Source organism: Gordonia sp. (in: high G+C Gram-positive bacteria), assembly GCF_049647785.1.
GTDB lineage: Bacteria > Actinomycetota > Actinomycetes > Mycobacteriales > Mycobacteriaceae > Gordonia.
In genome coordinates this window covers 24,054-46,666 of the sequence record NZ_JBARYI010000090.1, presented here as the reverse complement: position 1 = coordinate 46,666, position 22,613 = coordinate 24,054, and the positions used below count along the sequence as shown (strand labels likewise).

The 22,613-nt window shown below is 63.6% G+C and carries 24 protein-coding genes; 9 read left to right on the top strand and 15 right to left on the bottom strand.

Going from position 1 to position 22,613, the window contains the following annotated elements; genetic code table 11:
• Nucleotides 1-50: 50 nt before the first annotated feature.
• From WBA38_RS15605 to WBA38_RS15590, 4 genes are all read right to left on the bottom strand, one after another.
• Complete coding sequence (locus tag WBA38_RS15605) at nt 51-1,847, bottom strand: acetyl/propionyl/methylcrotonyl-CoA carboxylase subunit alpha (protein ID WP_424323068.1); 1,797 nt, start codon at nt 1,845-1,847, stop codon at nt 51-53.
• A gap of 204 nt (nt 1,848-2,051) precedes the next feature.
• Nucleotides 2,052-3,500: a condensation domain-containing protein gene (locus tag WBA38_RS15600; RefSeq protein WP_424323067.1), complete on the bottom strand. Its 1,449-nt coding sequence runs from the start codon at nt 3,498-3,500 to the stop codon at nt 2,052-2,054.
• Nucleotides 3,501-3,516: 16 nt separating this feature from the next.
• On the bottom strand, nt 3,517-3,942 hold the full coding sequence (locus WBA38_RS15595) for a SufE family protein (RefSeq protein ID WP_424295604.1): 426 nt from the start codon (nt 3,940-3,942) through the stop codon (nt 3,517-3,519).
• Between the two features lie 16 nt (nt 3,943-3,958).
• Nucleotides 3,959-4,852 (bottom strand): sulfurtransferase, encoded by an 894-nt coding sequence (locus WBA38_RS15590; RefSeq protein ID WP_424295602.1) that lies wholly within the window; start codon nt 4,850-4,852, stop codon nt 3,959-3,961.
• Nucleotides 4,853-5,141: 289 nt separating this feature from the next.
• On the opposite strand from WBA38_RS15590, the gene WBA38_RS15585 reads away from it, so the two are divergent.
• Nucleotides 5,142-5,996 (top strand): neutral zinc metallopeptidase, encoded by an 855-nt coding sequence (locus WBA38_RS15585; protein ID WP_424323066.1) that lies wholly within the window; start codon nt 5,142-5,144, stop codon nt 5,994-5,996.
• Nucleotides 5,997-6,040: 44 nt separating this feature from the next.
• On the opposite strand, the gene WBA38_RS15580 is transcribed toward WBA38_RS15585, so the two are convergent.
• From WBA38_RS15580 to WBA38_RS15570, 3 genes are read right to left on the bottom strand one after another with little or no spacing between them, the layout of a single operon-like run.
• Nucleotides 6,041-6,709, bottom strand: a complete 669-nt coding sequence (locus WBA38_RS15580; protein WP_424323065.1) for a Maf family protein — start codon at nt 6,707-6,709, stop codon at nt 6,041-6,043.
• Nucleotides 6,706-6,942: an acyl-CoA carboxylase subunit epsilon gene (locus WBA38_RS15575; protein WP_424293735.1), complete on the bottom strand. Its 237-nt coding sequence runs from the start codon at nt 6,940-6,942 to the stop codon at nt 6,706-6,708. The genes WBA38_RS15580 and WBA38_RS15575 overlap by 4 nt, the downstream gene beginning before the upstream one ends.
• Nucleotides 6,943-6,993: 51 nt before the next feature.
• Complete coding sequence (locus WBA38_RS15570; RefSeq protein ID WP_424293734.1) at nt 6,994-8,619, bottom strand: acyl-CoA carboxylase subunit beta; 1,626 nt, start codon at nt 8,617-8,619, stop codon at nt 6,994-6,996.
• A gap of 132 nt (nt 8,620-8,751) precedes the next feature.
• Between WBA38_RS15570 and WBA38_RS15565 the strand changes: the two genes are divergently transcribed.
• A complete protein-coding gene (locus tag WBA38_RS15565; protein ID WP_424323064.1) occupies nt 8,752-9,585 on the top strand; it encodes a biotin--[acetyl-CoA-carboxylase] ligase in 834 nt (277 codons plus the stop codon).
• Nucleotides 9,586-9,594: 9 nt separating this feature from the next.
• Here WBA38_RS15565 and WBA38_RS15560 read toward each other — a convergent pair whose 3' ends face one another.
• Nucleotides 9,595-10,167, bottom strand: coding sequence for a hypothetical protein (locus WBA38_RS15560; protein WP_424293732.1), 573 nt, complete (start codon nt 10,165-10,167; stop codon nt 9,595-9,597).
• 111 nt (nt 10,168-10,278) lie between these two features.
• Here WBA38_RS15560 and WBA38_RS15555 point away from each other — a divergent pair, with 111 nt between their 5' ends.
• The 3 genes from WBA38_RS15555 to WBA38_RS15545 are packed head-to-tail and all read left to right on the top strand — an operon-like array spanning nt 10,279 to nt 12,923.
• The gene (locus tag WBA38_RS15555) at nt 10,279-10,875 is read left to right on the top strand and encodes a PH domain-containing protein (RefSeq protein ID WP_424293731.1); all 597 of its coding nucleotides are present in this window, start codon (nt 10,279-10,281) and stop codon (nt 10,873-10,875) included.
• Entirely contained in the window at nt 10,872-11,564 is a 693-nt protein-coding gene (locus tag WBA38_RS15550) for a response regulator transcription factor (protein WP_424293730.1), read from the top strand. Before WBA38_RS15555 ends, WBA38_RS15550 begins: the two co-directional genes overlap by 4 nt.
• Before the next feature lie 9 nt (nt 11,565-11,573).
• Nucleotides 11,574-12,923, top strand: a complete 1,350-nt coding sequence (locus WBA38_RS15545) for a sensor histidine kinase (protein WP_424293729.1) — start codon at nt 11,574-11,576, stop codon at nt 12,921-12,923.
• On the opposite strand, the gene WBA38_RS15540 is transcribed toward WBA38_RS15545, so the two are convergent.
• The gene (locus WBA38_RS15540) at nt 12,895-13,455 is read right to left on the bottom strand and encodes a GtrA family protein (protein ID WP_424293728.1); all 561 of its coding nucleotides are present in this window, start codon (nt 13,453-13,455) and stop codon (nt 12,895-12,897) included. The genes WBA38_RS15545 and WBA38_RS15540 overlap by 29 nt on opposite strands.
• 90 nt (nt 13,456-13,545) lie before the next feature.
• Between WBA38_RS15540 and WBA38_RS15535 the strand changes: the two genes are divergently transcribed.
• Together WBA38_RS15535 and purE are read left to right on the top strand one after the other, a co-directional pair.
• A complete protein-coding gene (locus WBA38_RS15535; RefSeq protein WP_424293727.1) occupies nt 13,546-14,778 on the top strand; it encodes a 5-(carboxyamino)imidazole ribonucleotide synthase in 1,233 nt (410 codons plus the stop codon).
• A 45-nt stretch (nt 14,779-14,823) separates the two neighbouring features.
• Nucleotides 14,824-15,342 (top strand): 5-(carboxyamino)imidazole ribonucleotide mutase, encoded by a 519-nt coding sequence (gene purE / locus WBA38_RS15530; RefSeq protein WP_424293726.1) that lies wholly within the window; start codon nt 14,824-14,826, stop codon nt 15,340-15,342.
• 19 nt (nt 15,343-15,361) lie between these two features.
• Here purE and WBA38_RS15525 read toward each other — a convergent pair whose 3' ends face one another.
• From WBA38_RS15525 to WBA38_RS15510, 4 genes are read right to left on the bottom strand one after another with little or no spacing between them, the layout of a single operon-like run.
• Nucleotides 15,362-16,372: an NAD(P)H-dependent flavin oxidoreductase gene (locus WBA38_RS15525; protein ID WP_424323063.1), complete on the bottom strand. Its 1,011-nt coding sequence runs from the start codon at nt 16,370-16,372 to the stop codon at nt 15,362-15,364.
• 1 nt (nt 16,373) lies between these two features.
• Nucleotides 16,374-17,069, bottom strand: a complete 696-nt coding sequence (locus tag WBA38_RS15520) for a GNAT family N-acetyltransferase (protein ID WP_424296586.1) — start codon at nt 17,067-17,069, stop codon at nt 16,374-16,376.
• Nucleotides 17,066-17,884: a dienelactone hydrolase family protein gene (locus WBA38_RS15515; protein ID WP_424323094.1), complete on the bottom strand. Its 819-nt coding sequence runs from the start codon at nt 17,882-17,884 to the stop codon at nt 17,066-17,068. The genes WBA38_RS15520 and WBA38_RS15515 overlap by 4 nt, the downstream gene beginning before the upstream one ends.
• Before the next feature lie 15 nt (nt 17,885-17,899).
• A complete protein-coding gene (locus WBA38_RS15510; RefSeq protein ID WP_424296587.1) occupies nt 17,900-18,274 on the bottom strand; it encodes a nitroreductase family deazaflavin-dependent oxidoreductase in 375 nt (124 codons plus the stop codon).
• Between the two features lie 102 nt (nt 18,275-18,376).
• On the opposite strand from WBA38_RS15510, the gene WBA38_RS15505 reads away from it, so the two are divergent.
• Both WBA38_RS15505 and WBA38_RS15500 read left to right on the top strand, forming a co-directional pair.
• On the top strand, nt 18,377-19,111 hold the full coding sequence (locus tag WBA38_RS15505; RefSeq protein ID WP_424323062.1) for a TetR/AcrR family transcriptional regulator: 735 nt from the start codon (nt 18,377-18,379) through the stop codon (nt 19,109-19,111).
• Nucleotides 19,112-19,171: 60 nt separating this feature from the next.
• Complete coding sequence (locus WBA38_RS15500) at nt 19,172-20,338, top strand: acyl-CoA dehydrogenase (RefSeq protein ID WP_424296008.1); 1,167 nt, start codon at nt 19,172-19,174, stop codon at nt 20,336-20,338.
• Between the two features lie 90 nt (nt 20,339-20,428).
• On the opposite strand, the gene WBA38_RS15495 is transcribed toward WBA38_RS15500, so the two are convergent.
• Together WBA38_RS15495 and WBA38_RS15490 are read right to left on the bottom strand one after the other, a co-directional pair.
• Entirely contained in the window at nt 20,429-21,124 is a 696-nt protein-coding gene (locus WBA38_RS15495) for a TIGR03089 family protein (protein WP_424295967.1), read from the bottom strand.
• A 30-nt stretch (nt 21,125-21,154) separates the two neighbouring features.
• On the bottom strand, nt 21,155-22,570 hold the full coding sequence (locus WBA38_RS15490; RefSeq protein WP_424323061.1) for an LCP family protein: 1,416 nt from the start codon (nt 22,568-22,570) through the stop codon (nt 21,155-21,157).
• Nucleotides 22,571-22,613 lie beyond the last annotated feature (43 nt).

Here is a 22,613-nt window from a genome sequence, read left to right as displayed (position 1 = left end):
GTACTTTGGGCCCAGTAAGCGGGCCCAAAGTACGGCATAAGCGGATAAGACTACTTAATCTCCAGCAGGACGGTGCCCTGGGTGACGGCAGCGCCAGCTTCAGCCGACAGCCCGGTGATCGTGCCAGCCTTGTGCGCGGTGACCGGGTTCTCCATCTTCATCGCTTCCAGCACCAAGACCAGATCGCCTTCTTCGACGGTGTCGCCCTCAGCGACGGCAACCTTCACGACGGTGCCCTGCATCGGTGCGGTCACGGCGTCGCCCGAAGCAGCGGCCGCGCCGCCCTTCTTGCGGGTGCGTGCCTTCGGCTTGCGGGTGGTTGCACCGTTACCGGAGCCGCCGCCCAAGTTGAGGTCGCCCGGGAGCGAGACCTCGACACGACGACCGCCAACCTCGACGACAACCTTCTGTCGTGGGGCTGAGTCATCTTCGATGGCTTCGCCGTCGGTGTACGGCTCGATGGTGTTGTCCCAGTCGGTCTCAATCCACTTGGTGTAGATGTCGAAACCGTCTTCGCCGCCAATGAAGGCGGGGTTGGAGACGATGTGGCGGTGGAACGGGATGACGGTTGCGAGACCGCCGACCTCGAACTCAGCGAGCGCACGGCGTGCGCGGTCGAGGGCCTGGTTGCGGTCCTCGCCGGTCACGATGAGCTTGGCGAGCATCGAGTCGAACTGGCCGCCGATGACGTCGCCTTCGCGGACGCCGGAGTCAACGCGGACACCGGGGCCCGAGGGCTCGCGGTAGGTGCTGACGGGGCCGGGGGCGGGGAGAAAGCCGCGACCGGCGTCCTCACCGTTGATGCGGAACTCGAAGGAGTGGCCGCGCGGTGCGGGATCCTCGGTGAGGGTCAGCGCCTTACCTTCGGCGATGGCGAACTGCTGGCGAACCAGGTCGATGCCTGCGGTTTCCTCGGTGACAGGGTGCTCCACCTGGAGGCGCGTGTTGACCTCGAGGAACGAGACGGTGTCGCCCTGGACGAGGTATTCCACGGTGCCTGCACCGTAGTAGCCTGCTTCCTTGCAGATGGCCTTGGCCGAGTTGTGGATGCGGGCGCGCTGGTCGTCGGTCAAGAACGGCGCCGGGGCCTCCTCGACGAGCTTCTGGAAACGACGCTGCAGCGAGCAGTCGCGGGTACCGGCAACGATCACGTTTCCGTGCTGGTCGGCGATGACCTGGGCCTCAACGTGGCGGGCCTTGTCGAGGTACTGCTCAACGAAGCACTCGCCGCGACCGAAGGCGGCAACAGCCTCGCGGGTGGCGGACTCGAACAGTTCGGGGATCTCTTCGACGGTGTGCGCGACCTTCATGCCGCGACCGCCGCCGCCGAATGCCGCCTTGATGGCAACGGGAACGCCGTATTCCTTGGCGAAGGCGACGACTTCGTCGGCACCCTGCACGGGGTCCTTGGTGCCTGCGGCCATCGGGGCGTTGGCGCGCTCAGCGATGTGGCGAGCGGTGACCTTGTCGCCTAGGTCGCGAATCGACTGCGGTGACGGACCGATCCAGGTGAGGCCAGCGTCGAGCACAGCCTGTGCGAAGTCAGCGTTTTCCGAAAGGAAGCCGTATCCGGGGTGGATGGCGTCAGCACCGGAGCGAGCGGCAGCGTCGAGCAGCTTGTCGAAGACCAGGTACGACTCGGCGGAAGTCTGGCCACCCAGTGCGAAGGCCTCGTCGGCAAGCTGAACGAACATGGCGTTCGCATCGGGCTCGGCGTAAACGGCAACACTGGCGATGCCCGCATCCTTGGCGGCACGAATGACGCGGACGGCAATTTCGCCGCGGTTGGCGATGAGGACCTTCTTGATGGTCGTCTGGCTGATCTCAGCGGAACTGGTCACTGGCACTCCTGTGGCCCACCGCTCGGCGGGCCGTTGTCGGGGACGGCGTTCACCATCCGGGGTCGACGGGCTGCGTCTCGTGCGGGACGTTTCCCGCGCGTAGTTCTCTCACGTACGTCGCTTTGGGCGACCAACGTGATTTCCGCGACTTAGATTATCGCACCGAGCGATTGCTCGGTACGTGGCATGTCGCACAACTATGGAAACTGTCTACCTCCCATTCGCTGTACGCGCGAGTAGGGAGGCAAAATCGTCAAGGAAGGTTGGCACGTTCTCAGCGCCCGTCGCCGGATATCGCGCGTGCATCCGCAGACCGCCCGGAGTTCGGTTGGCCCACACGTAAACTTCGTCGTCAGCGTACGAATGGCTCCGCAGAACTCGGGCTGCACCCGCATCGCCGATGTCGGATTTAGGGCTGGCCCGCGTGTCCATATAGGAGAACACCATGTGCGGTGATCCGGTGACGCCAATGAGATCTGCCACACGTAGGAACGGGAGGTCGGCCCCATGTCTCGAATTGGTTAGTTCGGCGGTACTTCGACACGCGGCGACGGCCAATGTTGGGTCGTCGGACACGTCGATCACCATCGGTGCCAGTCCGACAAACCAGCCGAGCGAATGTAGCCATGTCCGATCGGTCCGCGTGTGGCGCGGCATTACGACGGCAAACTCGTCGGCACCGCACGCCTCGCGGAAGGCGACGGCCAAGGCCCCGAGAAGGCCACCGACGAGGGAGGCCCCGGCCGCGGCACAGAAGTCTTCAAACCGGACCGCGGCGGATTCATCGAGCAGGAGGGCAGTCCGCGATGGTTGGACCGGCATCGGTGGCGCATCGTCGGCGGTGACGACACCCGGGCGCAGATCGCGGAGCGACGACGTGGAGGCCACCTTGGCCGATGGGTTCAGCAGGGGATTGGCTGGCATCTGATTGTCGAAGCGCTGAACAAAGTGGGCCCACGTCTGCGCTGCCGGATGGTCGATATCGGCGGCCTCGGCTTCCCGTCGCTGCGCGTCGCTGAAGTCGAGGTAGCTTCCCGACGACTCAAGCTGTGCCGGGCGACGATCGCGAGCAGCCCGGTACAGCTCCGACAGTTCGTGGTGTGCGGTCACCAGCGAATAGCCATCGACGAGCGAGTGGTCGGCGGCGAACAGCAAGGTGAAACTGTTGGGTCGGGCGACCGTTGCGAACCGGTAGGCCGGCCAATGCAGAGGTGCGGTGGCGCGGTCGAAGGAACCGGCAATCTGCTCCAACAGCAGCGGTGTCTCGGTATACCAACCGATGCGCGCCATCTTGAGCTGCACGGTTTCCGGCGCAGTTGTGTAGCGTTCCGTCAGGTAGTTAGCGTCGTGATCGGCTTTCAGGACGACGTGCGAGCGCAGCACTTCGTGACGGTTGATGTAGGCGGCTACCGCGGCGCGCACGGACGGCACCGACATTGGCTCGTCGAATTCGACGGACAGTCCCAGCCACGACTCCCGCCCGCCTTCGCGGTGCGTTCGGGCACGATATTCGAAGGCCGAGCGGAGATGCTCCTCGTGATTGTGCGAGGTTTCGCGGTCGTCGCGTCGCCAACTGCCGAGGCCGCCAGCGACTGCTGGAATCCATTCGACGAGGCCGCCCGGTCGAATTGGCGCATCAAGAATCTGGATGAAGTCCATTCCGGTGAGCTGGCTTTCAGCCTGCGGTTTGCTCTTTGACCTGACGCTTGATGCGGGCCAGCATTCCAGCCATTCCGTTCAGGCGCAGCGGGCTGACGACCGCTGCCAAGCCCAAATCGTGGAAGAAATCGTTCGGGACATCGGTGATCTCCGCCGCGCTGGCACCGTCGAGCCCCTCGTGCAGGATCGCCGCAAAACCACGCGTTGTCGGTGCCTCCGGCGGCGCGCTGAAATACAGGCGCACGGCCGACGCGTCGGAGGCGTCAACCGACAAGAAGATCGGCGACTGGCACTCGGGGACCGGTTCCATGGCCTCGACCTTTAACGTCTCCGGCAGATCAGGCAGATCTCTGGCGAACTCCAACAGAAGGGTCACCTTGTCGGAATCGACCATCTCCGAGAAGTCGGAGACGATTTCGGCAAGCGGGGCAGGCAAGCTCATGAGGGCCTTCGCTCACTCAGTTCGCAGCGAGGGTGCCGGGCTCTTCGCCGACCGCGATCGGAACGCGAACGCGGTTGCCCCACTCGGTCCACGAACCGTCGTAGTTGCGAACGTTGTCGAAGCCGAGCAGGTACGTCAGCACAAACCACGTGTGGCTCGAGCGTTCGCCAATACGGCAGTAGGCGATCGTCGGGGTCTTCGGGTCGAGGCCCGAGTAGACCTCCTTCAACTCTTCCAGCGAGCGGAAGCGACTGTCGGGTGCGGCGGCCTTCGCCCACGGGATCGAAACGGCCGTCGGGATGTGTCCGCCGCGCAGCGTGCCTTCCTGCGGGTAGTCGGGCATGTGGGTGCGCTCGCCGGTGTATTCCTGCGGCGACCGCACGTCGATCAGCGGGGTGCTGCCGAGTTCGGCAATCACCGCGTCGGCGTAAGCGCGAATCTTGGAGTCATCGCGCTCGACCACGGGATAATCGGTGGCCGGGTAGATCGGCACATCGAAGGAAGTCTCGCGCTGCTCATCCATCCACGCATCGCGGCCACCGTCGAGCAGTCGTACGTCTTCGTGGCCGAACAAGGTGAATACCCACAGTGCGTATGCGGCCCACCAGTTGCTCTTGTCACCGTAAATGACGACGGTGTCGTCGCGGTTGATGCCCTTTTCGCTCATCAGCTTGGCGAACTGCTCACCGTTGATGTAGTCGCGGGTCACCGGATCGTTCAGGTGAAGGTGCCAGTCGACCTTCTGGGCGGTGGGAATGTGGCCGATGTCGTAAAGAAGGACGTCTTCGTCGGACTCGATGATCTTGAGGCCGGGAGCCCCCAGGTGCGCCGACAACCACTCGGTGGTCACCAGCCGTTCCGGGTGTGCAAAGTTGGCGAATGCTGGATTCGGATCGAATTCCACAGTCACTGAAGGTCTCCCGCCGCTGCAAGTGCATAAACGCGGCCAAGTTTGACCGCCCCCTCTAGCATACTGACGAGTTCGATAGCGACTTGCGCAGGATCGATTTGGGCCCGGTTCCATTCGGTCAATTCGATCAATTCGATCGCTGAGATCGGGTGAATGACGCTGAGATCGGGTGAATGACATTGTTGTCCGAGGATTCGTTGCCGATGTTAGCGTTCTTCCCATGATGCGGAGGGGGAGTGCAGTGGTGCCTCGCAGGACTGGTGAGACTTGGCGAGCGACGCTCGCGGCCGTGGTGGCCCTTGCAACGGCGGCGACGTTGGCCGCGTGCGGGACAAACGGCACGCCTGAGCGGGTGGCGGTGAAGCCGCCGCAGCATTGCTCAACCACCAGTTGCCCGGAGCTCCCGGTGTATTCGTCGAAGCGGCTCGCACCGTCGGGTGTCGATGCGTCGAACCAAGCCACGGCAGCTCCCGCCTACATGAGCGAGGTGCTTGACGACCTCGATGCCGTCTGGCAGGACTGGTTCGCTCAGCTCAACATCGAACGGACTTCGGCGGGCCGCGCCCTGATTCCGGCGAATCAGCCGTTCGTCAGCAAGTGCTTGGAAGACGAGATGCCCGAGGGGATTCCGTCGGACTTCCCGAACGCCTTTTTCTGCCCAATCGACACGCAGCCGGACGGGAGTGGCACCGAGCGCGACGGCACGATCATCCTGCCGGAGCAGACTTTCACCGACATTTGGAATGGAAAACTGATGGGGTCGTCGGGCATCATGCTCGGTGATTTCACGGCGGCAACCATCATCGCCCACGAGTACGGGCACAACGTGGTGTTCCGCCTCAACCAGGCGTACGGCTTGGGTGACAACGGCGTTCCGACCGGTGACAACCGCGAACTCATCGCCGACTGCTTCGCCGGGAACTGGGCGGCCACCGTTTTTGAGCGCAAGGACCTGTCGTTCAAGGAAATGGCACAGGCCGCGGCACTCATCATCAGCGTCGGAGATGCGAAGTCCGGTCAGGGCCACGGAACTTCCTTTGCCCGCGCGACCGCCCTCTGGCGTGGCTTCAGTGAAAACTTGAAGCGGCAGGGCCAGCCCGGTGACTGCTTGAAGCAATATTGGCCAGAGGTCTTGCAGGGCTAATTCGCGGAGCGAATTAACCTACGACCGCCTACGAAGACGGTGGCCTACGAAGACGGTGTCGGAGCGATCCAGAGGTCGGTGACGTTGATGTTGATCTCAGCGAGCAGCTTGCGCACCAGCGGCAGACTGATGCCCAAGACGGATGAGGGATCGCCGTCGATGCCGTCGATGAGCCAGCCACCGTAGCCGTCGAGGGTGAAGGCACCCGCCACTTCAAGTGGCTCGCCCGTGGCGGCGTAGCGCTCGATGACCTCATCGGGGGCATCAGAGAAATGGATCGCCGTCGACTCGCAGCGGCTCGTTGAGGCGACCGTTTCGCCTTCGACGATTTTCCGAACGCAATGCCCAGTTAGCAAATGTCCGGTACTGCCGCGCATCGCCTTCCACCGCTCCACCGCGACGTCGGGGGTATGCGGCTTTCCCGCCAGCTCGCCATTGATGAGGAGCATGGAATCGCACGTGAGGACCACGGTGTCGACGGCACGACCATCCGCTACGACCGCCGCGACCACCGCATCGGCTTTCGCCTCGGCAAGGCGTGTCACGATCTCGTCGGATGGGGCACCGGCCAACTCGTCGAGGAGGGCGTCTTCATCCACATCCGAAACGACGACCGTCGGCCGCAGACCGGCCATTCGCAATACCCGCAAGCGGGTTGGCGAGGCCGATCCGAGGACGACGGTCGTCGAAGGTAAAGCGGGAACGCCCGTCACCAACTACCGCTGTTGGTGAAACTGCCGGGCTGACCCCAGTTGACGCGGAACATGTCGATGGGGCGACCCCAGTCGTTCCGGGTTGGCGGCTCAGTGTTGCCCGAGCCGCCGGCGGATGCGAAGACACCGACCAGGACGGCCAGTTCTTCGTCGGTGGGGTTGCCGTCGACGATGGTCAAAAACGGTGCGGCCGGCTTATCGTCGCCGGTTGCCGAGGTGACGTCTGCACTCATGCGGACTCGCCTTTCTGTTCTCGGGCGAAACTACAGTTCTGGCACGGGCAACTACAGGGGGATGTTGCCGTGCTTCTTCGGCGGAAGCTGAACCAGCTTGCGCTCGAGTAGTTTCAGGGCGTTCGCGATCTGGCCGCGGGTGTGGCTCGGCGGGATCACCGCATCCACGTAGCCGCGCTCGGCCGCAACGTACGGGTTCACCAAGGTGTCTTCGTACTCCTGCTGCAGTTCGAGCATCAGTGCGTTGACGTCGTCGCCGTTGGCCTGAGCTTCCTTGATCTTGCTGCGGTACACGAAGCCGACAGCACCGGAGGCACCCATGACGGCGATCTGGGCGGTGGGCCAAGCCAGGTTGACGTCTGCGCCCATGTGCTTGGAGCCCATGACGTCGTACGCGCCGCCGTAAGCCTTGCGGGTGATGACGGTGATCTTGCCGACGGTGGCTTCGCCGTAGGCGTACAGCAGCTTGGCGCCGCGGCGGATGATGCCGTTGTACTCCTGGTCGGTGCCGGGCAGGAAGCCGGGGACGTCGACGAGGGTGACGATCGGAACGTTGAACGCATCGCAGGTGCGAACAAAGCGGGCGGCCTTCTCCGAGGCGTCGATGTCGAGGCAGCCGGCGAACTGGGTCGGCTGGTTCGCCACGATGCCGACGCTACGACCGTCAACGCGACCGAAGCCGACGATGACGTTCATGGCGCGCTCAGCCTGCACTTCGAGGAACTCGTCGTCGTCCAGGATGTTCCGGATGACCTCGTGCATGTCGTACGGCTGGTTCGGGGAGTCCGGGATGATCGTGTCGAGCTCGAGATCTTCTTCGGTGAGGTTGTCCTCGATGGACCCGTCACGCTGCGGGGCGGGCAGACGGGGGGCGTCGGCGCGGCAGTTGCTGGGCAGGTAGCCGAGGAGTTCCTTGACGTAGTCGAGGGCGTCTTCTTCGTCAGCTGCCACGTAGTGGGCGACACCGGACTTGGTCATGTGGGTCGACGCGCCACCGAGGTCTTCCTGGGTGACGTCTTCGCCGGTGACGGTCTTGATGACGTCGGGGCCGGTGACGAACATCTGGCTGGTCTTGTCGACCATGACCACGAAGTCGGTCAGTGCGGGGGAGTAGACGTGGCCGCCAGCGTTCGGGCCCATGATGAGCGAGATCTGGGGGATCACGCCGGAGGCGCGGACGTTGCGGCCGAAGATTTCGCCGTACAGGGCCAGGGAGACGACGCCCTCCTGGATGCGGGCGCCAGCGCCTTCGTTGATGCCGACGAGCGGGCGGCCGGTCTTGATGGCCAGGTCCATGACCTTGACGATCTTTTCGCCGTACACCTCGCCGAGGCTGCCACCGAAGACGGCAGCGTCCTGGCTGAAGACGCAGACCTCGCGGCCATCGACGGTGCCGTAGCCGGTGACCACGCCGTCGCCCATCGGGCGACGATCGGCGAGGCCGAAGTTGGTGGAGCGGTGACGGGCCAGCGCGTCGAGTTCCACGAAGGAACCTTCGTCGAGCAGGTGCGTGATGCGCTCGCGAGCGGTCAGCTTGCCTTTGTCGTGCGCCTTATCGGCAGCAGCCTTGCCTACGGGGAACTCGGCTTCAGCGAGCCGGTTGCGGAGGTCGGCGAGCTTTCCGGCCGTTGTGTGGATGTCAGGTGCGGTGCCCTCATCGCGTGAAGCAGTGGTCATGACCATCGATGCTAACTATCTCCACCCCACCCCGGTCAATCGCGGCCAGAAGATGAGAAAAGCCTCACATTTGAAATCACTCTCAACATCCTCGTGTGAGGGCCAACACCCGGATCCGTAAACTGCCCTCCTATGAACAGCTCAGATCCGCGTCTCGAGGTCCCCGACCAGGACATCCTCACTGTCGAGTTGAGTGGCACCGCGTGGCGGCGGATTGAGGTGGTCGCCGAGACCGGTTCGACGAATGCGGACCTCATGGCCCGGCTCGCCGAAGAACCGGTATCCGCTGATGACATCAACGGCACAGTTTTGATCGCGGCGCGCCAAACGTCGGGCCGAGGCAGGCATGCGCGAGTGTGGGAAACCCCGCCCGGGCAGCTCGCGATCTCGGTGGCCGTCACCGTCGATTCGGCTGGCGTGGAGCACCTGGGTTGGTTGTCGTTGTTGACGGGGCTGGCCGTGCACGACGCCGTCACCGCGATGGACGGTGCCGCACCACAATTGAAGTGGCCCAACGATGTGTTGGCACCGGGTGTTGACGGTCAGCAGGGCGGAAAGCTGTCGGGCATCCTGTCGGAGTTTCGGCAGCTTCCCGGTGGTGGGGGAGTCGCGGTGATCGGGACCGGACTCAACCTCGACTTGCCCGCTGGGAGTGCCCCGGACACGGCGGCATCGATCAGCACTGTCGTGGGCAGGCCCGTCGACCAAACTGCTGTGGCAGTGGCCTACCTGCGGGCGCTGTCGGATCGGTTGGCCTCGTGGCCTGCCGACATTGCGGGCCTCGCAGAGGGCTACCGTGCGGTGAGTTCGACGCTGGGGTCGCGTGTCCGGTTGATCCTGCCCGGGGAAGTGGAAGTGATCGGGACTGCTGTCGACATCGACGACGAAGGCCGCATCCTCGTCGACGGGCCAGCGGGCGTCATCGCCGCCTCGGCGGGCGACGTGACGCACCTGCGACCCGTTTAAGCGTTGACCCTAGGCCTTGCGATGGCTGCTGCGGCCCATCGTGGGGATCAGCGTCAAGATCGGCAGGCCGATCACCAGATGCACGATGGCCGTGCCGATGCCCGACGAGATCTGTGCCGACAGCAGCAACGGCAGGAGGACTGCGGCGGCAATCAGTAGACCGACCACCCAGCCGTAAAACTTGTCTGGGGCGGGCGTAGAAATCTGTAGCAGATACCAAAATGCGCCCGCGACAATCGCGGTGACGAAACCAGCCAGCGCAAACCACAGCTCGCTTTGCGCTAGGGGGTTCCAGACGCCGAACTGTCCGGAATCGTTGATCTTCTGGACGATCGCCTGCATCACCCAGGCGACGAGCCATGCGGCCAGACCGGTCACCACGCCGGTCATCAGGACGCCGCCGCAGAACATCAACGGATCAATGTCCGGGCCGCGGCGGGGTGCTTTAGCCGGGGCGGGAGAGTACTGGTCGTCGTACTGTGCCTGCTGATCGTAGCCTTGGCCATAGTCGACCGGCTGACTGTAGGCCTGCGTACGAGGCGGTTGGCGGTAGTTCGGGTCGCGCGGATCGTTGTAGGTCATGGTCCCTATGCTCGCTCGGTGGGTGCCGTCTAGATGCCGATGGCCCCCGATCGGGCCAGTGTAGCGCTGTTATCGGCTCCCTTTAAGGTTCCGGCACTAAGGTAAGTCAGCATGGGCTACCCCCGCGAGAATCTGGCACCCGGCGAGGTCGTTGTCATCCATCGGCACCCACACTGGAAGAGCCTGGTTGTGCCGATTTTGGCATTCTGGCTGGGCACTGCGGTCGCAGGTGCTGCGGTCGGCTACCTGCGGTCGTCGGGCGCCTCGGATGCGGTGAAGTTCTGGGTCACGATCGTGATTGCGGTCCTGTGGGTAGTGCTGGTCGGCTGGTTCCTGGTACGACCGCTGCTGTCGTGGAAGACGACGCACTTCGTGGTGACCGACCGACGCGTCATCTACCGCAATGGGATCCTGACTCGGTCGGGCATCGACATCCCGATCCGGCGAATCAACACCGTGGAATTCCGGCACGGCCTCGTCGACCGGATCCTGCGCACCGGCACCCTCATGATCGAGTCGGCATCCGACGAACCGCTGCAGTTCCACGACATTCCGAACGTCGAGAGCGTGCACGCTCAGCTGTATCAGGAACTGCTCGACGAGCGCGACGATGACAGCCTCTTCGACTCGCGAGGCGACCAGTTCCGGGGTGATCGGAATCGGAACGACCCGCATCGGTCCGACCTACGAGGGGAAGGCCAGCGATGACTGGAAGCCGTCAAGTGCTGCTCGCCGAAGACGATGCGGCCATTGCCGAACCGCTCGCCCGGGCGCTAACGCGGGAGGGCAATGACTGCGACATCGCCGCGACCGGCCCCGATGCGCTGGAGCAGGCTCTATCGGGCGATTACGGGCTGTTGATCTTGGATCTCGGCTTACCCGGCATGGATGGCCTCGAGGTGTGCCGGCGGGTTCGTGCCGAACGCCCGCAGCTCCCCGTTCTGATGCTGACCGCACGGACCGACGAAGTGGATTTCGTTGTCGGACTCGACGCCGGTGCCGACGATTACGTCGGGAAGCCGTTCCGCCTCGCGGAACTGTTGGCGCGTGTCCGCGCCCTGATGCGACGCAGCGTAGCCACCGCAGAGGAAGCCGAAATCCTCGACTCCGGCGACATCCAACTCGACCCGCGTGCCAGGCGTGTCGTGGTCGACGGGGAAGACCTGACGCTCGCCAATCGCGAATTCGACCTTTTGCAATTCCTCATGGAGCGGCCCGGCGAGCTCGTCTCGCGCGACGACATCATGACCGCGGTCTGGGGCTCGGAAGACCTGCGATCGTCAAAGACCCTCGACATGCATATTTCCTGGATCCGCAGAAAGATCGGCGACGACCACCCGAAGAAGCGCAAGCACATCGTCACCGTCCGGGGCGTTGGCTTTCGCTTCGATCCGTAGGCTTTCCCCGTGCGCCGCCGAATATTGAAGATGATGATCGCTTCGCTCGTCGCCATGGGCGTCATGTTTGGCGTCCCGATGACGATCATTACCTGGGATTGGTTCGCCACCACGTCGCACCAGGATTTGTCTCGGCGACTTAAACGCATGAGCGAGCACGTCCTCGCCGAGGAAGCGGCTGGCCGTGCCGTGCCCGCTCAAGAGCTGAATCTGGAGCAGTTTCGACTGTTGGTGCCGAGGAACGGTCGGCTCACGCTGTCGTACCGGATTCCCGATCCTGAGCATCCCGGGACATACCTGCGCGGGACAAACCAGATCGGTTCGACGTTCGACGGTGCGTCGACCTCCGAATCGGTCAACCTTGGGCCGAACGCCGACCTCACCTTGGCTGTCCCTCAATCAGACATTCGACCAACCCAACTCTTGGCCGTGTTGACCCTGCTGGCCGCGGTGTTGATCGCCGTCATTGGCGGAGCGCTCGTCGCGGTGATTACTGCCAGGAGGCTGTCAGAACCGCTGACCGACGTTGCCGAGCGTGCCGGGGCGATGGCGCGTGGCGATTTTTCCTCGGACTGGCCGACCTACGGGATTGACGAACTTGACCGGGTGTCCTCGGCGCTCGCCGACGCGAACCAGGAAATCCTGCAGCGACTTGAACGCGAAGGCGCCATCGTTGGGGACGTATCGCATCAGTTGCGGAGTCGCCTGACGGCCATTCATCTGCGTCTCGACGAACTCACCCTGCATGCCGATCCCGCTGTGGTTTCCGAAGCTGAAGCGGGTATGGAGCAGGTTGAACGGCTGGCGAATGAGCTCGACGAAATGGTGACCGCATCGCGGGCGGACTCCAAAGCGCGCGTAGCGATCGATGTCGCCGACGTGATCGGCACCCTGATCCAGGACATGGAACCGGCGTTCGCGGCGCAAGACCGGGAACTCCGCATGGAGGTCGCCGACTCGGTGGAGCGCACTTACGGGAGGCCCGGACGGTTGCGTGAAGCTCTGAGCGTCCTCGTCGACAACTCGCTCATCCATGGTGCCGGTACCTGTGTGGTGCGCATCGGCATGTTGCCTCGCACCGAAATGGTGCGGATTACTGTCTCCGATGACGGTCCCGGTGTCTCCGACGAATTGGCAGCCGACATTTTCCGCCGCGGAGTGTCCGGAAGTAGTCGCAGCGGGTACGGATTGTCGCTGGCGCGGGCACTCGTCGAAGCGGACGGTGGGCGATTGGAACTGGTCTCGCGACGGCCAGCTGTATTTTCGCTGGTCTCGCCGATGCATCCGGTCGTTTCGGAGAGTTCAGCCGACGACGGATCCGACGACGGACTTATGCGTGTCCGAGTTCCTCATCGTTGAGTTCGCCGGCCGTCGGATTGATATCGGTGGAGCCGCCCTCGCCGCCGCGGGGTTGCTCCTCGGGAAACGCGAATCGGCGCAGTGCCCAGAATCGGAAGCCCATGCCGAGAATGTTGCCGAGAATAAAACCGAGAAGGAAGTCGACGACTGCCAACTCCAAACCGGAAATATTGGTGCGCAAGTCGAAAATATTGTTGGCGACGAAGATCGGTGCGGCGGCTAACAAAACGCCGATGCCGCTGATCATGAAGAACAATGTTGCTTCGTGGGTGGGTTCGCGACCACCGCGGTTCTTGAACGCCCACTCGCGGTTCAGAACGTAACTCAAGATGACGGCGATGACACCGGAAATGATCCTCGCGAACACAGGCTTGGTCTCCAGCACAGTGAACGCAAGGATGAAGTAGATGACGGTGTCGACCACGAACGTGGTACCGCCGACGATCGCAAACTTGATGAGTTCGCTGTGCTTCAACACCAGACGTCGCACGGGTTCAGGCAAGCTCTTCACTACCCCGTCAATGGTTGGCACAAGCGCCGAGTCTACTTAATCCGGTCCGAATGGTAAGCACCGGCAGGTGGCAGTGAGCGCGAGACCTGCCCGGCATGACACCATTGACGGGTGACTTCTCGCCCAGATCGTCGTTCTCCCGCCATGCCTACCGTCACCATGATCGGTGGTGGACAGCTGGCTCGCATGACGCACCAGTCAGCGATCGCTCTCGGTCAGTGCCTGCGGGTTTTGGCTGGCAGTGCCGATGAACCAGCCGCGCAAGTGAGTGCGAATGTGGTTTTGGGTTCGCACAATGATCTGGACGCGCTCCGTGCGGCAGCGGAGGGGGCGGTGGCGTTGACCTTCGACCACGAGGGCGTCCCGTTGCATCTGCTGCAGGCTCTGGAAGCCGAGGGAGTTAACGTCCGACCGCCGTCGACAGCGCTTCACTTTGCGCAAGACAAGCTTGCGATGCGGTTGCGCCTATCGGAACTGGGTCTGCCGATTCCCGACTTTGCTGACCTTTCTGGCGATTCGTCGGAGGCTCGCGCGACGCTAATCGCCTTTGGCGACGCCCACGACTGGCAGATCGTCCTCAAAGCGGTTCGCGGCGGCTACGACGGTCGTGGGGTGTGGCTGACGGATTCGCGCGCGGAAGCCCTTGAGGTTTTCGACGCGCAGGTTGGCGGCGACGCCGTGTTGATGGTGGAGCAAAAAGTGGCGATGGTGCGCGAGCTGTCTGCCATGATCGCGCGGTCGCCCTATGGGCAGGGTGCGGCGTGGCCCGTCGTCGAAACTGTTCAGCGAAAAGGCCAGTGCGCCGTCGTCGTGGCCCCGGCTCCCGGATTGAGCGCCGAACGGGCCGAGGAAGCGCAACAGATGGCGTTGCGATTGGCGGACGAACTCGGCGTTGTCGGCGCGATGGCCATGGAATTGTTTGAAACCGTTGACGGCACGCTCATCATCAACGAACTTGCGATGCGCCCGCACAACAGCGGCCACTGGACCATGGATGGTGCGGTGACTTCGCAGTTTGAGCAGCACTTGCGCGCGGTTCTCGACTATCCGCTGGGTGCGACGTCGGCACGCTCGGACGTGGTCGTCATGGCCAATGTTCTCGGCGCTGAACAGGCTCCGAGTATGTCGATGGACGAGCGCCTGCATCACCTGTTTGCCCGGATGCCGGAGGCGAAGGTTCACATGTACGGCAAGGGAGAGCGGCCCGACCGCAAGATTGGGCACGTGAACATTGTGGGGCTGGCGGGCGAAACGATTACGGACGTCCGCGAGCGCGCCGAGCGTGCCGCGCACTGGATGAGCCACGCGGAGTGGACCGACGGCTGGGATCCGCACGCAGCGTAGCCGCACCGACTTAATGCCCGACCTTCACCAGATTTGGAGCAAAGAATGACCGCACCGACCCCGCCCGCACCGCGCGTTGGCCTGATCATGGGCAGCGACTCCGATTGGCCGACGATGAAGGCTGCCGCCGAGGCACTCGCCGAGTTCGGTATCCCGTTCGAGGTGGGTGTCGTGTCTGCGCACCGCACCCCGCAACGAATGCTCGACTACGCGAAAGCCGCTGCCGGGCGCGGAATTTCGGTAATCATTGCCGGTGCGGGCGGTGCCGCGCACCTGCCGGGCATGGTCGCCTCGGCCACGCCGCTACCGGTGATCGGGGTACCGGTGCCACTGAAGTACCTGGACGGAATGGACTCGCTGCTGTCGATCGTGCAGATGCCGGCCGGGGTACCGGTGGCGACCGTTTCGATCGGTGGGGCGCGCAACGCCGGTCTCCTCGCCGCACGCATCCTCGGTGCTTCCGATCCTCGCTTGCAGGAGGCTATGTCGGCGTTCCAAGCGAGCCTGGAGGAAATGGTCCTGGAGAAGGACGAGAACCTGCGCCGCAGCCTTTTCGAGGACTGAGAGGGCCTGAACCGACCGGCTACGGGGCCAGGCGCGCGATGACCTCGCGAGCCGGAATGGCTTCGGCGGCGCGGAAGCCCGCTCCGGCCCACAGGTTGATGACGTCTGCATTGTCCGAACCCGCCCGGCGGATGGCCCCGGTGAGCGTGTTGATCTGCGGGTACACAGGCGGCGCTGTCGCGGTGTACGAAGTGATGAACGCGTTGACCAGGCCGCGGGCCAATCGGCCGGAGTAGGCCCGCGTGGTGACGGTCTCGGTGAATCGGGGGTCGACGAGTGCATCCCGATGGGCCTGCCGAGTGCCTGCCTCCGGGCAGCGCAGCAGCAGCGTTCCCACACTTGCGGCGACGGCACCGGTGTCGAGCAGAGCGCGTACATCCGCGCGCGAGGTGATGCCGCCGGCACCAACCACTGGCAGTTCGGTCGCTTCGATGACGGTTTTCACCAGTGGGATCGTATCGATTTCGGGGTCTTCGCCGGTGATGTGGAAGGTGGCGCGATGGCCGCCTGCCGACACGCCCTGGGCGCAGAGGGCGTCGACGCCCGCACGCTGGGCGATCAGCGCCTCCTCGACCGATGTCACGGTACCCATCACGGCCGTACCTGCCGCGTGCAAGCGAGCAACTGTGGCAGCGTCGGCACAACCGAAGGTGAACGATACCGCCGCCACCTGTTCGGCAATCAGCACCTCGATCTTGTCGTCGAATGAATCATCGGTGTAAGCAACAGTCTCGGGGAGGTCGACCCCCAACTCCGCAGCGAGCGGTAGGAGGTGATCGCGGAACGTGGCGAATGCCGCCGCGTCGAATCCGATCTCCTCCGGCACAAACAAATTCACTCCGAAAGGAGCGTCGGTCAGGGCCCTGATTTCGGCGATGGCGGCACCGAGTTGGTCGCCCGATAGGTATGCACCGCCGTGAATGCCGATACCGCCAGCGTTGCTGACGGCTGCGGTCAGTTCGGCGGTACTGACGCCGCCAGCCATGGGTGCGCCAGCGATCGGGACAGACAATTGGTCAAAGCTAAACACGTCAGGCCTCCTGTGGGACTCGAACTATTTCCAGGGTGACATTGCTGCGCAACACAAAACCCATGCGTTCGTACAGGCGCCGAGCCGGGTTGTCGCCGGAGGTGTGTAGAAAGGGAGTTTCGCCACCGTCAACGATCACCTGGGCAACGGCAGCCACCAACCGTCGTGCCAACCCTCGCCCGCGGGCATCGGGATGGGTGCAGACGGCGCTGATCTCGACCCATCCGGGAAGGTGGAGTCGCTGCCCGGCCATGGCCAGCAGCCGACCACCTTCGCGGTAGCCGAGGTACGTGCCCATCTCGATGGTGCGCGGCAGGAACGGACCGGGTTTGGTCAGTTCGACGAGCGCCGTCATCTCGGGCACATCCTCGACACCGAGCACGGTGAAGTCGTCACTGGCTTCGGGGACCACGTTTTCGCCCGAGTATTGGACCAGGTCGATGGTGTCGAGTGAATCCCAGTGGGCAGGCACGGGAGTTTGGCAATCCCGCACACTCGCCGTGCGGCCGGGGCCGGCGAGCGCAGCCATGTCCGCCCAGTCGGTGTCGGTCATCACGCGCGGATGCCCGTAGAAGACGGAAACGTCGGGTGTGAAACTGGTGATGCGACCGCGGCTGCGGGCGAACTCCGACTGCAGGCCGTTGAGGGCCACGTTGAAGGGGTCACCGAGCGAACGGTAGTCGAGCGAGTCGCTCACGCGACCTCCAGTTTCTGTCGGAAGAAGTCGATGATGGCGTCGAGTGTGTCCCGGGTCGGCTCGCCGGGCCGATCAATCAGGTGCTCGGTCACGACCGAGTGGGGCGGGATGAGGGCAGCGGGATTGGCTGCCGAATTGGGGAGTTCAACCCCGATAAAGGCGTCGCCGAGTTGGTCGCGCAAAAAGTCGAAGCGACTACCTGGCACTAAGAGATCATCCGCGAATCGCGCACCCATCACCTGAAGGCCCTTGGCGCAGCGGGCTTTCACCACGGTCAGGTCGTCATCGGAGATATCGATGGTGCGACGCCGCGCGGGCGTGATACCCAACGGAAGGGATGGCTGCGACAAAACTGGGGCCAGCATTGCGTCGTCGACCGCCATCCCGAGCGCAAAGCCGCCGGTGACGCACATTCCGATCGCGCCAATGCCCGGGCCACCGCATTCGGCATGTGCGTGGCGGCCGAGGGCACGGAGCCAGGCGACGGCGGGGGAGGTCTTCCCGGTGGCAAAGATCGTGAATTCTCTACTGACACAAACTTTTCCGAGTGAGCGAACCATGAGCGCTCCGGTGCGAGGAGCGTCGCTAAGGCCGGTTGGTTGCGGTTCGGCGCCGTCGACCCCAAACAGCGACGGTACGAAGACCGTGCATCCGGCGTCGCTCACACGTCGGGCAAAGTCGGCGACCTTCGGGGTCAGTCCGGGGATTTCCGGAATCACGATGACGGCCGGGCCCGATCCGCGCCGATAGTAGTGATGGCTGACGGAGTTCTCAGTGAACTCGCCGCGCTCGAACCCGTCGAGCGGGCCGTGGATCACGGGAGACCGCCCTTAGTTTCCGACGACGCGGCCATACAGGACCGAGTCGGCGAGCATTGCTGGGATGCGGGCGGGTTTGACGATGTCGGGGGAGTCGGAGGGAATCACGCGAACGCCGGCAATCTCAATCTTCTTGCCGCTTTGTTCAAGTGTGAATTCACCTGCTGCCAGCACGTTCTTGACCCAGTCAGAGTTCTCGCCGTAGTTGAGCGCAATGCTCAGGCGGCCGTCCTTAACAAAGGCGATCACGGGGGTGGTGTACGCGCGATTCGACCGGCGCCCGACGTGATGGACAATCGCCCACGGTGCGATCCGGCCGGCCCACAGGCCTTGGATCGGGTTGGTGACGTACTTGTTGGCGCGGGCGACCATGTGCGGAACCTTCATGGTTCCAGCTTGCCCCATTGGGACAGTCGGGGCGAGGTAGCCGGGGCGGAATCACTGGCAGCGTTGCGCACATTCAGAACTGTTCTGCGCCATACTTACGCCATGGCTACGACCGACCAGGTATCCACCGATGTGGCGGAATTTCGCATGCATGTCGTCGCCGAATCGATTCGACTTTTCGCCGAGCGCGGCTACGAAGCCACCCCGGTCGATGACATCGCGGCGGCCGCTGGCGTCTCGCGTCGAACCCTGTTTCGGCAGTTCCGGTCGAAGGAAGACCTGATTTTTGCCGACCATGAGTCGCTCCTGACTCAGGTCGACGAACACCTGAGCTTCGCGGAAGCTGCTGGCGAGGATCCGTGGTGGGCGGTGTGTGCGGCGGCGGAATTGGTTTTCGACCACTTCGCCGCGGTTCGGGAGTTGGCTGTTCGTCGGTACCGGATCGTCGCCCAGGTTCCGGCTCTGCGCGATCGCGAACTCGTGACCACCTACCGGTACCAACGCGTGTTCGAGGACTATCTGCGGCGCTGCCTGCCCGATGTGCCGCGGGTGCGGATCGTGGCATTTGCTTCGGCGGTGACAGGTGTCCACAACTTCCTGCTGCGGTCGATGGTGCGCGGCGAGAAGGAAGCGACGGCGCAAACCCTGCACCGCGAGCTGTTGACGATCCACGCCACCGCAATCGGGCCGCGGCCGACGCCGCCGACGACGCCCGACCTGTCGTCGCAGGTCGCCGTCGTGACGTTCCCGGCGGCAGCGACACCCGACGAGATTGCCGAAGCGGTGCGAAACCAATTGACGCGGCACTCAGTGCCGTGGTCAACTGAATTAGAATAAAAATGCGGCACTCAGTGACAAGCGGGTGTCTTGAAGCTGCGCGGCAGCGAAGGAGAAATGATGGGCAAGTTCGGAAACCCCGGTTTCGACCTCTTCCAGCTCCCGGAAGAGCATCAGGCGCTGCGCGAGGCCATCCGTGCCCTCGCTGAGAAGGAGATTGCGCCGCACGCCAAGGACGTCGACGAGAATGCCCGCTTCCCGGAGGAAGCGCGCGCCGCTCTCGTCGCCAACGGTTTCAATGCCGTGCACGTCCCCGAGCAATTCGACGGTCAGGGCGCAGACTCGGTCGCGGCCTGCATCGTCATCGAGGAAGTCTCACGCGTCGACGTCTCGGCATCGTTGATTCCCGCCGTGAACAAGCTCGGCACGATGGGCTTGATCTTGTCCGGAAGCGACGAACTCAAGGGCAAGGTGCTGCCGTCGATCGCGTCGGGCGAGGCCATGGCGTCGTACGCCCTGTCCGAGCGCGAAGCGGGCTCCGATGCCGCATCGATGAAGACCCGCGCCCGCAAAGACGGCAACACCTGGGTTCTCAATGGCTCCAAGTGCTGGATCACCAACGGCGGCAAGTCCTCTTGGTACACCGTCATGGCCGTCACCGACCCAGAAAAGGGCGCCAACGGCATCTCGGCATTCATGGTCCACAAGGACGACCCGGGCTTCACCGTGGGACCGCTCGAGCACAAGCTCGGCATTAAGGGCAGCCCCACCGCTGAGTTGTACTTCGAGAACTGCACCATCCCCGACGATCGGATCATCGGCGACGAGGGCACCGGCTTCAAGACGGCGCTCGCGACGCTCGACCACACGCGTCCCACCATCGGTGCACAGGCCGTCGGTGTGGCCCAGGGTGCCCTTGACGCAGCGATCGAATACGTCAAGGACCGCAAGCAGTTCGGTAAGACGATCAGCCAGTTCCAGGGCGTCGAGTTCATGATCGCCGACATGGCGATGAAGGTCGAAGCGGCACGCCTCATGGTGTACACCGCTGCGGCTCGCGCCGAGCGTGGCGAATCGAACTTGGGATTCATTAGCTCGGCATCCAAGTGCATGGCGTCCGACGTCGCCATGGAGGTCACCACCGACGCCGTGCAGTTGTTCGGTGGCGCCGGATACACCACTGACTTCCCGGTCGAGCGCATGATGCGCGATGCCAAGATCACCCAGATCTACGAAGGCACCAACCAGATTCAGCGTGTCGTGATGAGCCGCGCGCTCCTGCGCTGATCCCGTAAGCGTTAGACAGCAAAGATCCGCGCGGCCTCCGAGGTCGCGCGGATCTTTGCTGCTTAAGCCGCCAGACTGGAAGCGGGGCCGTTAGCCGCGCTGAACGGTGACCCTCTCGGTTTCGGCGATCTTCGCCAGGCGAACATCGTCGGCATCGCCAGCGACAAACACCAGCGAGGCACCCGACAGTAGGGGCGCGGCAAAGTTCTCGACGACATCGGCGGCCGTTCGCCACGGCCGGGTCGATAGGAGTCGGTCGTGGGCGGTCAATTGCGGATCGGCGGCAGCTAGCACGTCGGCGACGCTCAGTTGGCCGACGGCGTCGACTCCGGCACCGCCGGGGATGAACTGATCGCCGTGGGCGCGGATAGTTTCACCGAAATCGTTGACGCCGATCGGCAAGTCCCGCACGCCCATGGCGAAGGGGTCGAGCGGCACCACGATGACCTCGTCGGCGTGATGATTGTTGAGTTCATCCTTGGAGGTAAACGCGGCACGACCGTCGTCGCCGTCGTCGTTCAGGTCCACGGCCACGCCGGCCCACCATGCACCCAGCAGGATGGCCGCGGTCTGCCAATGCTCGGGAAGGTCCACGCGTACCCGGTCGCCCGGTGCCAGCATGAGGTCGTTGCGCAGGTAGTTGCCGATCTTGGCCGCCCAGTTACCGAGGGTCGCCGCCGACAGTTCGGTCCGCTCGCCGGTTGACTCGTTGTAATAGGTCAGCATGGGGCGTGCAGAGTCGGGGGTGGCGGCAAGAATTGCGCCGGTGATGGTGCTTTGGCTCATCGAGGAGTGCCTTTCACCAGTTTGCGCTAGCTAGTTGACGCAAACTGGACCGTTGGAATTGGCCTTGATGACCGATGTGCTGGGCTTCGGTGCCGGAGTCGATGCGGTCTGCGACGCCGGGTCGTCGTCGCTTCCGGTATTGGAGATGGCACCCAGGCCGAAGTTGTAGGTGTTCGTCAGGACCAGACGCAGTTTGTTGTCCGGAAGGGATGAGTCTTCGCGGATTTCGATCGGCCCGGCTTTCAAGTCGCTGACGAGTTTCTTCGCGGCGTCACTGTCGGCGGACTTGGCAAAGACCAGCGAATCGAACTCGTCCATCGGCTTATTTGACGTTTTGCCTTCCTGATAACCGAGGTTGCCGAGCAAGCGTAGGACGTTGGATGCGAGACCATCGACGGTTCCCGCGTTGACGACATCGACGGTGTATCCGGTGCGGGGATTGGTGGACTTGGCTGGCGCGTCGTTACCGAGCTGTTTGTTGACGAATGCCTGCACGGTCGACGGATCCACGCCGAGCACACTCTGGGTGCCGTCGTCGCTCCACGCTTGATCGTCAGCGATCGGGATGGTCGTGAACTTGACGTTGCCGCCGGTCAGATCCTTGAGATTCTCCGCGAACGTGACGATGTTCCAACCGTCGTCGATCACCACCGACCTCGACACCGCGTCCTGCAATTCCTGCAACTTGCCGGGGTTCGTCAACGTTTGGGTCGAGAGGATCTTCTGTGCGAGCGAAGCCATGTACACCTGCTGGCGAGTGATGCGGTCGAGGTCACCGCGCGGCAGATCGTGTCGCTGCCGCACAAAACTCAGTGCCTTGGGGCCAGTCAGCGTCTGGCGGCCCGCACGGAACCGGGCACCGGACAGCGGCTCGTTGACCTTTTGCTTGAGGCAAACGTCGACGCCACCGACAGCATCGGTGAGCAGGGCAAAGCCGAGCAGTCCCACCTCGGCATAGTGGTCGACGGTTATCCCGGTCAGCTCGGCGACGCTATCAATCAGCGCCTTGCGGCCAGCTTTGGTGCCGTCTTTCTCGGCCTGTGCCTCGCCGCCGCCAGCCTCGACTTCCTTGAGGCGGACGCCTTCCTTCGTGGCGCCGTAGGCGGCGTTGATCTTGCTCATCCCGATACCGGGCACGTTGACGTACGCGTCGCGGGGGATCGAGATGGCCGTTGCCCGTGAGCCATCGGTGGGGACGCGGATCAGGACGATCGTGTCGGTGCTGGTGGTGACGTCGCCGCCAACGCGCAGCCATTTCAGTTCTTCCTCCGACAGCGGATCTCCCTTGGCGTCGACGCGGGAGTCGGTACCGACGAGCAGAATGTCGATGGCTCCGTCGTCGCCGCCGCCGAGACCCAAATCGCTGAGCAGTGTCACTGCACTGTTGAGGTCACGGACTTTGGACCAGCCAATTCCGGTGACTGCCAGCGTCAGGACAGTCAACACGGCAACGAGACTGCGACCGATGTTTTTCGGAGCGACCCCGGCG